Raw genomic sequence first — 14,771 nt, forward strand, 5'->3', positions numbered from 1 at the left:
GGCTGTACGACATGACGCCCTATGCCCGTCGAGGCGTCCACGGCCAGACCGTGGAACTCCTCGCCCGCCGCATCCTGGGCGGTGAGATCGCCGAAGGGGCCACACTCGATCTGGTCGCGCTGCAGAGCGAGTTGGACGTGAGCCTGACCGCGCTGCGCGAATCGCTGAAGGTGCTCGCCGCCAAGGGGATGGTCGACGCCCGGCAGCGTCGCGGCACCTTCGTACGCCCCCGCGCCGAGTGGAACCTGCTCGACGCCGACGTGCTGCGCTGGCAGTTCGAGGGCGCCTCCACTTCGGAGTCCGACCAGGCGCTGCTGCACAACCTCGCCGAAGTCCGCTCCATCATCGAACCCGCCGCCGTACGCCTCGCCGCCCAGCGCAGAACCGACGCGGACCTGGCCGCCCTGGACGGCGCCCTCGACGCGATGGGGGAGCAGGGCAACGGCGCCGCCCACGCCGTCGAGGCCGACCTCGCCTTCCACCGCGCGCTGCTCGCCGCCACCCACAACGAACTCCTCGAACGCATGGAGATGGTGATCGAGTCCGGCCTCGCGCACCGCGACCGCATCGTGCACAGCGCCCCGCACAGCGAGGACCCGGTCCCGGCCCACCGCGCCGTACTGGACGCCGTACGCGACCAGGACCCGCAGGCCGCCGAGGCCGCGATGCGCGCCCTGCTCGACCAGGCCGGCCGTGACCTGGACCGGCTCGGCGACGCGGAAGAGGGTTCCCCAGCGGCCTCCGCTCAGGACTCCGAAGAAACGGAAGGCTCCCGGTCTCAGTGAAGATCACCCGTGTCGAGACCTTTCTGGTCCCGCCCCGCTGGCTGTTCTGCCGTGTCGAGACCGACGAGGGCGTGATCGGCTGGGGCGAACCGGTCGTCGAAGGGCGCGCCGAGGTCGTGCGCGCCGCCGTCGACGTCCTGGCCGAACACCTCGTCGGCCAGGACCCGTTGAGGATCGAGGACCACTGGCAGGTCATGTCCAAGGGCGGCTTCTATCGAGGCGGCCCCATCCTCTCCAGCGCCGTCGCCGGTCTCGACCAGGCGCTGTGGGACATCGCCGGGAAGACGTACGGCGCCCCCGTCCACGCCCTGCTCGGCGGTCCCGTGCGCGACCGCGTCCGGGTCTACGCCTGGGTCGGCGGCGACGAACCCGCCCAGCTCAGCGAGCAGATAGCCGCCCAGGTCGAGGCCGGTTTCACCGCGGTGAAGATGAACGCCGCCGGAGCCACCTCACCGATCCCCACCCCCGCCGATACCGCCGCGATCGTCGCCCGCGTGGCCGCCGCCCGCGAGGCACTCGGCCCCGACCGTGACGTCGCCGTCGACTTCCACGGCCGCTTCACCGCCGCCGGTGCCCGCCGCGTCCTGGCCGAACTCGCCCCGCTGCACCCGCTGTTCGTCGAGGAACCCGTCCTGCCCGAGCACGGCCGTCAGCTGGCCGGCCTGGTCGAGTCGAGCCCGGTACCGCTCGCCACCGGTGAACGCCTTTACGGACGCGCCGAGTTCCTGCCCGTGCTCGCCGCGGGCATCGCCGTCGCCCAGCCCGACCTGTCCCACGCCGGCGGCATCTCGGAGGTCCACCGCATCGCCTCCCTCGCGGAGGCCTACGGTGCCCAACTCGCCCCGCACTGCCCGCTCGGCCCGATCGCGCTGGCGGCCAGTCTCCAGGTCGCGTTCGCCACCCCCAACTTCCTCATCCAGGAGCAGAGTCGGGGCATCCACTACAACAAGGACGCCGACCTGCTCTCCTACCTCGTCGACCCGGCGCCCTTCCGGTTCGTCGACGGCCACGCCCTGCGCGGCGACGCCCCCGGCCTGGGTATCACGATCGACGAGGCCGCCGTACGCGCCGCCGACCGCACCGGTCACGCCTGGCGCAATCCGGTGTGGCGGCACCCCGACGGCTCCTTCGCGGAGTGGTGACCGTGCCGTTGGACATCGTTATCGACCGTGCCCACGGCGGGCGTTGGACCTCGCTGCGCACCACGGCGGGGCGTGAGTGGCTGTGGCGGCGCGAGGCACCGGAACGCGACAACGTTTCCCCGGGCGACACCTTCGTGGACGCGGGCGGACTGGAGGAGTGCATACCGACGGTCCGGGGCGCCCCCGACCACGGTGACGCCTGGTCAAGACCCTGGAAGCGAGCGGGAGTTGCGGACATCCTCCACTGCGATCGGTTCACCCTGGCGCGTACGGTGCGTGCCACCACCGACGGAGCCGTGGCCGACTACATCCTGACGGCCTACGCCGGCTTCCGCTTCGTATGGGCCGCCCATGCTCTCCTCGACCTCTCCGACGGTGCGGATCTGCACATCCGCGACGGGGCGCGCACCCGGCTCTTCCCCGAGGCGGCGCCGCTGTTGGAGCGGGCCTGGCCGACCGGCGCCCCATGGGTGGGAGGCGGCTGGCCCACGCCGTGCGGACTGCGCCTGGACCGGTTCGGTCCGGACGACGGGACCGCCGTAGGAGCGGTCGTGGACGCTTCCCACTGCTGCGTCCACGACCAGGACGACCGGCTCGCACTCGCCCTCGAAGCCGACGGGCAGCCCTCGTCCATCGCACTGTGGCGCAACCTCGGCGGCTTTCCCGCCCCGTACTCCTACCGCAGCACCGGCGTTGAACCAATGCTCGGCCGCGTCTTCGACCTCGCCGAGGCGGGCCCTGATGACGCCGCGCGCGTACCCGCCTCGGGCGAGGTGCGGTGGCGGCTGACGCTGACCACGAACTGCCGTTGTGCCTGAACCGACCTGTACAGGAAGGGAATTCGTCACATGGATCTGCGAGCGGCCCTGGCCGCACACCGTCTCGTCGCGATCATTCGCGGCACCGACCCGGAAGCCGCCGTACGCACCGTACTGACCCTCGCCGAGGAGGGCGTCGAACTGATCGAGGTGTCCCTCACCGGCACGGACGCCCTGTCCGTCATCGAGCGAGCACGCAAGGAACTGGGCCCCGACCGACCCCTCGGCGCCGGTACGGTCCTGACCGCCGACGACGCCCGCGCCGCCCACCGGGCCGGCGCGAACTTCGCCGTCACCCCAGCACTGGGGGACGGTATCCGCGAGGCGCACCGACTCGAACTGCCGGTGATCGCCGGGGTGTTGACCCCCACCGAGATCCTCGCCGCACGCCCCCTCGGTGTCGCCGCGCTGAAGATCTTCCCGGCCGCGGAGGCCGGCGGTCCCGCCTATCTCAAGGCGTTGCGGGGCCCGTTCCCGGACGAGGTGTTCGTACCGGTGGGCGGCGTGGACGAGTTGGCCGCGCGGGAGTACCTGAACGCCGGAGCGACCGCCGTCGGCGTCGGCTCGCCCCTGATCGGCGACGCGGCCGATGGCGGCAGCCTGACCGCGCTCCGCGCCCGAACTCGCGCCTTTCTCACCGTCGTTGAGGAAGCCTCGTTCGCACGGGAGGCATCATGACGAGCGAATGGCGGTCGACGGAAGGCGCGGTCGTCTGTATCGGGGAGACCATGGCTGCCCTTGCCCCCGCTCCGTCCTCGTCGCTGGAGTGTGCCGACGATCTGCGGGTGTCGGTGGCCGGGGCGGAGTCGAACGTGGCCATGTATCTGGCCGACCTGGGGATCCCCGTGTCGTGGCTCTCGGCCGTGGGCGACGACCCGTTGGGACGGCGCGTGCTCGCGGAGGTCGGTGCGGCGGGTGTCGATGTGAGTGGTGTGCGGTGCGATCCGGAGCGGCCCACGGGACTGCTCGTGAAGGAACCGACCGGTTCGCGGACCCGGGTCCACTACTACCGCGGCAACTCGGCGGCATCGGCGATGGGCCCGGACGTACTCGACGACGGCAGGCTCGGATCGGCCTCCATCCTCCATCTCACGGGCGTGACACCGGCGTTGTCCCCGTCCTGCCGGAGCCTGGTGGCCACCGCGCTCACCGTCCCGCCCGCCGACCGGCCGTACGCCATCAGCTTCGACGTCAACCACCGCCCCGCGCTGTGGCCGCCCGGTACGGCCGCCACCGTGCTGCGCGACCTCGCCGACCGGGCCGACATCACCTTCGTCGGCCTCGACGAGGCGCGGGAGTTGTGGGACGCGGACCTCCAACCAGCCGACGTACGGGCGCTGTTGCCGCACCCACGCCTTCTCGTCGTCAAGGACGGCGGGCATTCCGCCATCGCCTTCAGCGACGAAGGCGTACGGACCGTGCCCGCGCTGGACACGGACGTGGTGGAGCCCGTCGGCGCGGGCGACGCGTTCGCCGCCGGAGTCCTGACCGGGCTGCTGCGCGGTGAGGGCATGGAGCGTGCGCTGCGGCTGGGACACATCACGGCTGCCTCGGCGCTCAAGGTGACCGCTGATCATGGCCCGTTGCCGGACAGCGCCCGGATCGAGCGGCTCCTTGCGCTTCCGACGAGCGAGTGGGCGGCCGGGGCCGGGACCAGTCTGTGCGGGTGACCAGGTGCATCGCGCTCGGTCAAGGATGACGCGACGCGTCGACCCCGCCCGACTCGGGAGGATCAGGTACGGCGTCCGTGGCGTTGGGGGTGGGTGACACCGACGGGCGGTTCGCGGGAGGGACCGGTGTCTCCCGGACCTCGTGGATCGCCACGAACAGGACGCCGATCACCGCGGCGGCCACGACGAGCAGCGCGACGGCGGTGCGGCGGACCGGGTGGAGGGCCGGGAGCCGGAACAGCCGGGGCCGGCCGGTCGGCGGGGCGGGGGCGCGCAGTGTGTGGAGGTCGACGGAGTCGGCCCGGGCGCGCAGGGCGTTGCGCAGCCGTTCTTCGAGGGGGTCCGGAGAGAGGCCGGAACCGAGGTCCTGTTCGATCATCGGGACGCCTCCGGGGTCACGCGTGTGGTCATCGGGACGCCTCCAACTCTCGGCGCAGGGCGGCCAGTGCGCGGCTCGCGGTGGATTTGACCGCGCCGCGGGACAGGCTCAGGGTGTCGGCGATCTGGGCCTCGCTGAGATGGGACCAGTACCGCAGGACCAGCACTTCACGTTGCCGCCGGGTCAACCGGTGCAGGGCGGCGATCACTTCACCGTGCTCCTCGCGCAACAGCACAGGCTCTTCGGCCGAGGGTGCGTGCCCTTCGCGCTCGGGCACGTGGGCCCGTACCGTACGGCGGCGGCGCAGGACCGAGCGCGAGGTGTTGACCACGCTGGTGCGCAGATACGCGTCGGGGTTGTCCAGGCCGGTCAGCCGCTCGCCGTGGCGGCGGTAGAGCGCGGCGAAGACGTCCTGCACGACGTCCTCCGCCGTGGGGAGGTCGTCCACCAGGAGCAGGGCCAGGCGGACGAGGGGTAGGCGGCGGTGGGCGTAGAGCTCGTCGATGCCGGGTTCGCCGAGGTCGGCGGGTACGGCCGGTGCGTCCGGCGCCACCGGGAGGTCCTCGCGCGGCTGCGACACCCCGCGCACCAGGTGCCGTAGCGCCCGTCGCAGCGCGTCCGACCAGGTGCGGGCCGGGAAACGTGGGGGGCTGTACCTGCCCGTCGGTGTGCCGTAGGCCGGGGTCGTCGCCGCGTTCATGGATCTCCAGGACAGCAAGGTCTTCGTACAGTCGTCCGGTTTCGCCGGGAGGGCGGGCGGTGGGCCGCCGGGCAGGTACCCGGCGGCTCCACCTCGGCGCGGGCCGCCGAATGGCCCGTAGCCGATCAGCGGCGCTCGGCCGCGTCCGTCTGCTCCGTCAGCGCTTGGCGGGAGCGGGCTTGGCGTCCCTGGCGGAGTGGTCCGGGGCGGTGTCCTTCCCGTCGGGTGTCGCCTCGACCGGGTCGCCGACGTTCGGGCCCGGGTCCACGCACTCGCCGCCGGGCACCGCGTCGACCGGGTCATCGCTGAGCGTCGTGTACGACACCTGGTTGCCCTTGACGGTGTTGTCCACCCCGTCCGGCACCGCCTCGACCGGCGCCGGGCACAGCTCGGTGTACGTAACCTGGGTGGGCACCGGCTTGGGCTCGGACGCGGAGTTGTCGGCGTGGGCGGTGAACGAGCCGCCGATGGCGAGCGCGGCGGCGGCGCCGGTGACGCCCAGGGCGATCCGCACCCGGCCCGCGCGGAGGCTGCGGCGGACGGTGCTCTGACCTGCAGACATGTGATTCCTCGAATCGTCGATGCTGACGGGACTGGCGGGCCGCCGCCACGGCTGGCTTCCCGTGGCGAAGGCCCTGGCTCGGAGGCGCCTCCACCCGGACAGACGTTCCGAGGGCATCGAGGTTGCAGGTCGGAAGAATCTTTTCTACGGGGCGAATCTTTTCTACGGGGCGTGCGTGACGGCTCCTACATGTCCAGGACGAGGTCCGTGCCGGGTCGGGCGCAGCAGATCAGGATCTCGCCGTCGGCCGGTGGCTCCAGCGGGTCGGGGGAGTAGGTGATCGTGCCGGACAGCAGGGGCGTGACGCAGGTGTGGCAGACGCCGGTGCGGCAGCTCCAGCGGGTGGGTACGTCGCAGGCGTCGGCGAGTTCGAGCAGACTGCGGTTGTTGTCGGCGTCGAACGGGACGGCGATGCCGCTGCGGGCGAAGGTCACCAACGGGCCGGTTCCGGGCGGGCCTTGGGGCGGGTGGGGTGCGCGGGCGGGGTGGTCGGTGAGGCCGGGGTTGATCGCGCCCAGGGTTCCGAAGAGCTCGGTGCGGATGTGCGCGGGGTCGATACCGGCCTCGGTGAGGGCCTGCCGCATGTCGGTCATGAAGGGGGCGGGGCCGCAGACGTACGCGGTCGCGTCGGCCGGGACCGACAGCGCGAGCAGCCTGTCCTTCGTGAGGCGTCCCGGGGTGGCATGGGCGTGCCGGAGTTCCTCGGGCGTGGCCGCGCTGTAGAAGACGTGCTCGTGCGCGTCCGGCAGCGAGGTGAGCAGCTCGTGGGCCTCGGCTGCGAGGGGGTGTTCCCGGGGGCCGCGGGCGCCGTGGATCCACCAGACCTCGCGCTTGCTGCCCTGCGCGGCAAGCTCGTGCAGCATGGACAGCACCGGCGTGAGACCGATACCGGCGGAGACGAGTAGGACCGGTCCAACGCCCTCGGCGTACACGAACTCCCCACGGGGCGCGGCGACTTCGAGGACCGTACCCGGTCGTAGCCGCGTGGTGAGGTAGCCGCTGGCGGTGCCGTGGGCCTCGTGTTTGACGCTGATCCGGTAGCTGCCGGCGTCGGGTGCGGCGGACAGTGAGTAGCTGCGCACGGGGGCGGGGCCGGTCGTAGTGGGGACGCGCAGGGTCAGGTACTGGCCCGCGCGGGCGGCCGGGAGCGGGGAGTCGTCCGGGGCGGTCAGCCGGATCGAGGTGACCGTCGTGCTCTCCGGGACCACGTCCGTCACGCGCAGCGCGCGGAAACCGTTCCAGGCCGGGCGGGCGGTGGTCGCCGTACCGTCGGCTGCGGCGAGCAGTTCACGGAACGACCCCTGCCAGCCGGGGCTCAGCGCGGGCACGTCCAGGGCGAGACGCAGCTTGGCGGGATCGCGGCCGGGGAGGTAGAGCAGCGCGTCGGTATCGGCCACGCTCAGCGCGCCCGGACCGGTTCCGGTCCGTACGATCCGGTCGCCGGCCTGTACCCGGCCCTCCCGCACGACCCGCATGTAGAACCCGGGACGGTGATGGCTCACCAGCAGCGCGGCAAGCTCGGGTTCGCCGAAGCGCATGCCGACGCGGTAGCAGGTGACGCGCGGCTGAGTCACCTCGAACTCGGCCTCGCCGATGCGGTACCGGTCACCGATGCACACCTCGTCGTCGGGCAGGCCGTCCACGGTGAGGTTCTCGCCGAACTGGCCGTAGCCGAGGTCGTCCCGGCCGAAGTGCCGCTGCCAGTGCCGGTACGACTGGATCTGGTAGACGAGTACGGCCCGCTGCTCACCGCCGTGGCCCGCGGTGTCGCCCTGGCCGTCGCCGTCGATGTTGAGCCGGCGGACCATCGCCGGGCCGACCACCGGGTACTTCCACACACCGGTGTAGACGGTCTTGCCCTGCCAGGGAACGTCCTTCGGCATCCCGACATTCACCGACAGCAGGGTGGGCACGGGGAACTCCTTCCCACGGGGAACTCTTCCCACAGGACGACCGGTACGGCAGGCCGTCCCTTCCCATACTGAGGGCGCGGTCCCCGCTGTGCGAGACCGCGCCCTCAGCCGCGCCGTTCTAGCGCGGTGCCGTGATCCGGAGCCTGATCGTCCGGGCTTCCGGGCGCAGCGCGAACTCGGGCCACACGTCCGGACCGCAGGCCCGGGAGCCGAGCCCGTGCTGGGCGGCGTCGACGAACAGCCGGCTCGTCGTCGATTCCGGCAGCTCGAAGGGGTGACCGGCCTTGGCGATCTCCTGCGGGGTGTGCCGACTGAGCGTGAAGCCGGGACGGCGGCCGTGCGGGTCGGGGAGTGCCTCGATGTGCAGCACCTCGGTGTCGCCGCTGGTCAGGGCCAGTCGGCGCAGTTCGGAGCGGTGACCGGTCTCCTGGGGGCGCGCGTAGTCGACCGACAGGTCACCGATGGTCGCCGAGAAGCGGCCGGTGCGGGCCGCGCGGACACTGTCCGGGTAGGACTCCAGCGGGCCGAGGCCGAACCACTCGGCGCCATCGACCGGAGCCGCGCCGTCGGGCAGGTCGAAACGGACCCCGATCCGCGGCCACACCGTCTGCCAGCCGCGTGAGGGCTGGATCTCCACCCGCAGCTCCACCTCGCCGTCGCCCGCCCGCGACCAGACGGACTCCACCAGTACCGACAGGGCCGAGTCGGCGGCCGACACCTTGTCGACCGTGCGCAGCGCGTCCGCGCTCTGCTCCACGGACACCCGGCGCGAGGTCAGCCGGTCGAGCCCGTCACGAAGCCACAGCTCGGCGTTGGACACCCCGGAGACACTCGCGTCACTCTCGACGACCTCGCCCCACGCGCCCTTGTCGTTGTCGGTCGGCGCCCGGAGCAGTTCCAACCGCGGTCCTGCTACAGCCCGTTCGCCCAGCCTGACGAGAGACCCGCCGACGAACTCCGCGACGCCGAGCGTGAGCGTCCCGTCGCCGGGCTGCCAGTCGAACCGGCCACGGCCACCGGGTACCGGACGGCGAACCGACCGGTCCAGCTGGGCAGTTGCGACGACATGACCCTCGGGCGCCCACGGGGTTGCTGTCGCCAGCACCGCGTCGACCGTCACCCAGGTCTCGGCGTCCGGCGACACCGGGACCGACGGCAGCGACACCCGGCCCGAGTCGCCCGCCGCGACGAGGGGGACCGCCAACTCCCGTGATTCCACGGGCACTCCGTCATGCTCGACCCGCCAGCGGAAGCGCAGGTCCGACGTGTCGGTCGTATGCCGGAGGTTGGTGATCGCGACCTTGTCGCCGTCGAAGGCGAAGCGCACCGGTGCCACGACGGCCTTGAACTCATGGAGGCTCGGGGTCGGCACGTCGTTGCTCAACACCATGCCGTCCATCACGAAGTTGCCGTCATGGACGACCTCTCCGAAGTCGCCGCCGTACGCGTAGTACGGCGTCCCGTCCGGGGTCCTCGACAGGATGCCGTGGTCGCGCCACTCCCAGACGAACCCGCCGTGCAGGCGCGGGTGTTGGCGCACCAGCGCCTCGTACTGGTCGAAGGCGCCCGGCCCGTTGCCCATCGCGTGGGCGTACTCGCACAGCAGGAACGGCCTGGTGCGCTGCCTGGCGCCTTGTGCGGGCGTGCAGTTGAGGAGCGGGGCGCGTGAGCCGTCGGTGCCGATCTGCTCGGTCTCCAGCACGGACGCGTACATGCGCGAGTAGACGTCGGTGTACTCGCCGGTGTAGTCGCCCTCGTAGTGCACGGGGCGTTCGGCGTCGCGGGCGTGGACCCACGCCGACATGGCGGCGAGGTTGCTGCCGGTGCCCGCCTCGTTGCCGAGGGACCAGATCACGATGCTGGGATGGTTCTTGTCCCGCTCGACCGTGCGCTCGATACGGTCCAGATACGCCGCGCGCCAAGCCGGGTCGTCGCTGGGGTTGCCGACCCAGCCGACCTTGTCGAAGCCGTGCGTCTCCAGATCGCACTCCAGGATCACCCAGAATCCGAGCTCGTCGGCGAGGTCGAGCAGCCGGGGATGCGGCGGGTAGTGGCTGGTGCGGATCGCGTTCACGTTGAACCGCTTCATCAGCGCCAGGTCCTCGCGGGCGTGCGCCTCGTCGAAGACCCGGCCGCGCTCGGGATGGGTCTCGTGCCGGTTGACCCCGTGGAACACGACCCGCCGCCCGTTGACCAGGAACTGGTCCCCGCGGATCTCGACCGTACGGAAACCCACCCGCAGGGAGACGGTCTCCGCGGCCGTCGACACCGTGGCGTCGTACAGGCGCGGCAGCTCGGCCGACCAGGGCTCCACCTCGGCGATGTCGACGGGGGCCACCTCGTCCGGCGTCGCCCAGACCCGCTCGACACCGAGTTCGGGGATGCGCAGGGTGACCGGGAACGCCGTAGCGGCGGCGGCGACCTCAGTCTCGACCCGCCCGCGCCCGTCGTCGAAACCGCTCCGCAGCCAGACGTCCTCGATGCCCCCGACCGGACGGGCGGTCAGGGTGACGTCCCGGAAGATGCCCGGCAGCCACCACTGGTCCTGGTCCTCGACATAACTGGCCGCCGACCACTGGTGCACCCGTACGGCGACGACGTTCTCACCAGGGCGTACGGCGGACGTCACGTCGAACTCGTGGGCCAGTCGGCTGCCGCTCGCGCCGCCGATCTCGATCCCGTTGACCCACACGTGGAAGAGGGACTCGACACCGTCGAAGCGCAGGACGACCCGCTCGGCGTCCGACCAGTCGGCGGGGACGGCGAAGGTGCGGCGGTAGTCGCCGGTGGGGTTCTCGTCCGGGACGTACGGCGGGTCGATCGGGAACGGGAACTGGACGTTCGTGTAGATCGGGCGGCCGTACGCTCCATCGCCCTCCAGCACCCAGTGGGCGGGCACGGGGATGCTGTCCCAGCCGTGGTCGTCGAAGCCGTCGGCCGCGAAGTCCTCCGCCGCCGACGCAGTGGGGGACAGGCGGAAACGCCAGGAGCCGTTCAGGGAAAGGGAGTTCGCGTCAGAGTGCAGCCACGAGCGCGCCGGACGCAGGGCGCCGCGCCCGGGTGCGAGGTCGGAAACATGAGGGGAGAACTCGGGAAGCACGAGGTCACAACGCTTTCGTGAGAGCAGAACGGGCGTATTGCATTCGATCATGGCGGCCTACCGGAGCACGACGCTGTGGATCTCCCATGGACCGAGGACGAGCTCGAGCGCGTCCTGGACCTGGGTGCGGGAAATCGCTCGGCCCAGCAGATCGACCGTGGCGGCCTCGCTGAACGACCCCGTCACACTGACCGTCGTCGCCGCTCTGTCACTCATCGCGGTCAGCCGCACCTCGGTGCCGGGCCCGTGCTCGTCGTCGGTGACCCGGCGGACGGCCGAGACGAGGACATCTTCGCCGTCGATGCGCAACCCGGGTGTGTCGGGCGGCAGTTGACCCCCTGCGGGTGCCGTCCCGCGCGTGACCAGTACGTCGTTGCGGAACTCCTCGGCGAGAGCGACCGCGTTCGCCCCCTGCCAACCGGCCGCCGAGGGGACGACCGCGAACCGGTTCTCGATCCGCATCCCGAGGTCCTGCGCACCGGGTACGGGGATCTCGCTCGCCGCCGGTTCGTCGCGCAAGGGGTGGATGTTGACACTGATGGAGCCGATCGCGCGCAGCAGCGTGATCGCGAGTTCGGAGCCGTCGCCGACGAGTTCGTACTCGCTGGAGTGGTCGAGCAGGACGTTGGCGGCACCGGCCGACACGAACGAACCGGCCGGGAACGTCGGCAGCGGATACTCGCCCCAGCCGCCCTCGGCGGTCAACCCGCGCTCGGTGACGGCGAATTGACCGGCCGACGCGGAGGTGGTCACCGGCGCGGGCAGCGGTACGTGGAAGCGCAGCCGGTGGTCGGCGGATTGGTTGAGGAAGGACGTGGAGACCCGTACGAAGGGCTCGCCCGCACGCACTTCCACAAGCGTTTCCACCGGCGTTGGAACGGTCCATTCGCCGCGCACATCACGGTCCGCGGAGAGCGCGGCGGGCCACGCGTAGACACGGGTGACCCGCAGCCGCGCCCGCAACGGGCCGTTCTCGACCAGCTCGACGGCGATCTCCGTCGGCTCCGACACGAGGACGTCGCGCGCCGGGGGAGCGTAGTTGTAGCTGTCGCCCCGGTCACCGCCGTCGACGAGCCGGCCCACTCCGTACAGCACGGTGCCATCCGGTCCGGTCAGATCCAGGGTGCCGTCGGCGGCGACCGCGACCTCGACCAGGCCGTTGGAGAGGGTACGGTCCGTCGCCGTGGCGGGCGCGTGCGACGGTACGGCGACGGAGGGGCGGTCGCTCGGCTCGACCCGGAAGGACGCCAGCCCGGAGGCGGGGACGTTCACGGGAACGAGTGCGGTGGCCCGGGCTTCCTCCAGCGTCAGCACCCGCCACTCACCGGGGTGTTCGGCTGCCGCTGCGGCGACCTCGCGGCGCAGGATCAGTAGGTCGAAGGGCCCGCTGGTCGGCACCTCGGCGAGGTGGAACACGAGGGCGCCGGGGGTGAGTTCGTAGTGGTCGATCTGGCGGCCGAAGAGTTCGCGGCGGTGGATGCGGCGCAGCACGCGTTCGAGCTGGGAGGCGTCCATGCGCTCGTCGCTGAGGACGGTCGGGGCCTCGGAGATCAGTTGTACGGGAGCTGTCGAGCCGTCGGCGGTGGTCGCGATGAGCGCGCTTCCTTCCGGCGGGGCCACGACGTCCACCTCGACCAGTACCGAGCGGTCGAACGGCAGCGGGTTGGCGACCAAGTAGCCGTCGCTCGGGACCAGTTCGGCGGGTTCGGTGAGCGCCGTGTCCCGTACGGCACGCGCTGTCTGTGCGGCTTCGGCGAGGCGGGCGGCGACCTGGTCGCAGGTCTCGTCGGTGCCGGAGCCGACGACCGAGTCGTGCGCGGTCGACTCGATGATCTTGTGCCAGGCGAGGTTCAGGAACGGCGAGTCGTCGCGCCGGGACCACAGGGCGTTCATGCGCTCGGCGTGGTCGACCGTGCGCTCCGCGACGGCCATCCGCTGCTTGAGCCCGAGCCGCACGGAGAGCACGCCGGGGAGGATGTTGCCGCGCACATGGCTGCGCAACTCGCCGGTGACGATGGCGGACACCTCGTCGCGGACGTGCTTGCGGAGGTACTCGTCGAGGGTGGCGATGGTGATCGCGCGGCCCTCGGCGGCGGCTTGCCGTAGCCAGGAGGCGAGTTGGGGGTCGGGCGCGTTGTGGTCGGTGCCGGCCATCGCCAACACCGGGTCGCCGCCCCACCGTTCGGCCGTCATCTCGGCGTAGTCGCCGAGCGCGCGGCCGATCCGGTCCGGTACCAGCAGGACGTCGAGGCCGTTGTCGTAGCCGTCGAAGAGGAACTCGGTACGGACTTGGGAGCCGTCCGGCGCACGCCAGTTGAAGGCGTGGCCGTCGACCGAGCCGGGCACTCCGCGCCACAGCGCCGCGTGCTCGATACCGGCACGGGCGAGGATCTGCGGCATCTGCGCGACGTGACCGAACATGTCCGGCAGATAGCCGATCGGCATGGCGCCACCCAGCTCGGCCGCCGCCGCCCAGCCCATCTGGAGGTTGCGCACGATGGTCTCGCCGGAGCAGAGGAACTCGTCGAGCAGGATCAGCCAGGGACCGACTGCGAGACGGCCCTCGGCGACCAGGGCCGCGACCCGCTCGCGGTTCTCCGGCCGCATCTCCAAGTAGTCCTCGATCGCGGCCATTTGACCGTCGACGGTGAACCGGAAGTCCGGGTCCGTCTCCGCCGTTTCCAGCACGGTGTCGAGGGCGGCGACGAGCCGGTGCCGGAACACCTGGAAGGGCTCGTACCACTCGCGGTCCCAGTGGAAATGGGGCACGAACACAGCGGAGTCGGTCATGGCGGGAGACACCTTCTGTGCGGGGACGGTCACTTGAGGGAACCGGCGGCGAGTCCGGTGCGCCAGAACCGCTGGAGCAGGATGAACAGGATGATCACGGGCACGATCGACACCAACGAGCCGGTGATGACGGACTCCTGGAGGAGCGGGGCGCGGGCGGTCTGGCCGTTCCACTCGTACAGGCCGAGCGTGATCGGGAAGAGGGACTCCTTCTGCAGCATCACCATCGGCAGGAAGAAGTTGTTCCAGATGGCGACGAACTGGAACAGGAAGATCGTCACCAGCGAGGGCGTCATCAGCTTGAACGCCACCGAGAAGAACGTGCGGAACTCACCGGCGCCGTCAAGCCGCGCCGACTCCAACAGCTCTTGCGGGACAGCCGCGTTGGCGAAGATCCGCGCGAGATAGACGCCGAACGGGCTGACGATGCTGGGCAGGAACACCGCGAAGTACGTGTTGACGATGCCCGTCGCCGAGAACAGCAGGAACAGCGGGAGGGCGAGCGCGGTGGTCGGGACGAGGACGCCGCCGAGGATGACGGAGAAGAGGAACTCCCGGCCCCGGAAACGGAACTTGGCGAGCGCGTAGCCGCACAGCGCGGAGATCAGCGTTCCTACGGCGGCTCCGAGCACCGCGTAGATCACGGTATTGAGGGCCCAGCGCCCGAAGATGCCGTCGCTGCGGGTGAACAGGACGCGCAGGTTCTCGAACAGGTTGAAGTGCGAGAACGTCAGGCCGTTGGTGGCGGCGAGGTCGCCCTGCGGCTTGGTGGCGGCGACGATCAGGAAGTAGATCGGCAGCAGGAAGTAGACCGCCAGGAGAAGCATCAGGGCCATCGCGGCCGTACGGCTGACCTGGCTTTCGCGGTTCACGGAACGGCCGCTCGTGGAAAGGCTGTTCATGGTTCGGTTG

The 14,771-nt window shown here is 71.2% G+C and carries 12 protein-coding genes; 5 read left to right on the plus strand and 7 right to left on the minus strand.

Annotation, left to right across the window (positions count from 1 at the left end):
* Nucleotides 1–11: 11 nt before the first annotated feature.
* Genes SPR02S_RS06620 through SPR02S_RS06640 form a run of 5 tightly spaced genes read left to right on the plus strand, consistent with a single transcriptional unit; the run spans nucleotide 12 to nucleotide 4,415 of the window.
* Nucleotides 12–785: a FadR/GntR family transcriptional regulator gene (locus tag SPR02S_RS06620; protein ID WP_019056151.1), complete on the plus strand. Its 774-nt coding sequence runs from the start codon at nucleotides 12–14 to the stop codon at nucleotides 783–785.
* Nucleotides 782–1,927, plus strand: a complete 1,146-nt coding sequence (gene dgoD / locus SPR02S_RS06625; protein WP_019056152.1) for a galactonate dehydratase — start codon at nucleotides 782–784, stop codon at nucleotides 1,925–1,927. The genes SPR02S_RS06620 and dgoD overlap by 4 nt, the downstream gene beginning before the upstream one ends.
* The gene (locus SPR02S_RS06630) at nucleotides 1,924–2,745 is read left to right on the plus strand and encodes a hypothetical protein (protein ID WP_019056153.1); all 822 of its coding nucleotides are present in this window, start codon (nucleotides 1,924–1,926) and stop codon (nucleotides 2,743–2,745) included. Before dgoD ends, SPR02S_RS06630 begins: the two co-directional genes overlap by 4 nt.
* A gap of 30 nt (nucleotides 2,746–2,775) precedes the next feature.
* Nucleotides 2,776–3,423 carry a bifunctional 4-hydroxy-2-oxoglutarate aldolase/2-dehydro-3-deoxy-phosphogluconate aldolase gene (locus tag SPR02S_RS06635; protein WP_019056154.1) on the plus strand — a complete coding sequence of 216 codons (648 nt, stop codon included), beginning with the start codon at nucleotides 2,776–2,778 and terminating at the stop codon, nucleotides 3,421–3,423.
* Entirely contained in the window at nucleotides 3,420–4,415 is a 996-nt protein-coding gene (locus SPR02S_RS06640) for a sugar kinase (RefSeq protein ID WP_019056155.1), read from the plus strand. The genes SPR02S_RS06635 and SPR02S_RS06640 overlap by 4 nt, the downstream gene beginning before the upstream one ends.
* A gap of 19 nt (nucleotides 4,416–4,434) precedes the next feature.
* On the opposite strand, the gene SPR02S_RS06645 is transcribed toward SPR02S_RS06640, so the two are convergent.
* The 7 genes from SPR02S_RS06645 to SPR02S_RS06675 form a co-directional block, all read right to left on the minus strand.
* Nucleotides 4,435–4,794, minus strand: a complete 360-nt coding sequence (locus tag SPR02S_RS06645; RefSeq protein ID WP_019056156.1) for a hypothetical protein — start codon at nucleotides 4,792–4,794, stop codon at nucleotides 4,435–4,437.
* A gap of 28 nt (nucleotides 4,795–4,822) precedes the next feature.
* A complete protein-coding gene (locus tag SPR02S_RS06650) occupies nucleotides 4,823–5,494 on the minus strand; it encodes a SigE family RNA polymerase sigma factor (protein ID WP_019056157.1) in 672 nt (223 codons plus the stop codon).
* A 157-nt stretch (nucleotides 5,495–5,651) separates the two neighbouring features.
* Nucleotides 5,652–6,056 carry a hypothetical protein gene (locus SPR02S_RS06655; protein ID WP_019056158.1) on the minus strand — a complete coding sequence of 135 codons (405 nt, stop codon included), beginning with the start codon at nucleotides 6,054–6,056 and terminating at the stop codon, nucleotides 5,652–5,654.
* Between the two features lie 185 nt (nucleotides 6,057–6,241).
* Complete coding sequence (locus SPR02S_RS06660) at nucleotides 6,242–7,969, minus strand: MOSC and FAD-binding oxidoreductase domain-containing protein (protein ID WP_019056159.1); 1,728 nt, start codon at nucleotides 7,967–7,969, stop codon at nucleotides 6,242–6,244.
* A 118-nt stretch (nucleotides 7,970–8,087) separates the two neighbouring features.
* On the minus strand, nucleotides 8,088–11,069 hold the full coding sequence (locus tag SPR02S_RS06665) for a glycoside hydrolase family 2 TIM barrel-domain containing protein (protein WP_019056160.1): 2,982 nt from the start codon (nucleotides 11,067–11,069) through the stop codon (nucleotides 8,088–8,090).
* A gap of 57 nt (nucleotides 11,070–11,126) precedes the next feature.
* Entirely contained in the window at nucleotides 11,127–13,859 is a 2,733-nt protein-coding gene (locus SPR02S_RS06670) for a glycoside hydrolase family 38 N-terminal domain-containing protein (protein WP_019056161.1), read from the minus strand.
* Between the two features lie 29 nt (nucleotides 13,860–13,888).
* Entirely contained in the window at nucleotides 13,889–14,761 is an 873-nt protein-coding gene (locus SPR02S_RS06675; RefSeq protein WP_026150291.1) for a carbohydrate ABC transporter permease, read from the minus strand.
* Between the last annotated feature and the right edge of the window lie 10 nt (nucleotides 14,762–14,771).

Origin of the sequence: Streptomyces prunicolor NBRC 13075 (genome assembly GCF_000367365.1) — a bacterium.
GTDB lineage: Bacteria > Actinomycetota > Actinomycetes > Streptomycetales > Streptomycetaceae > Streptomyces > Streptomyces prunicolor.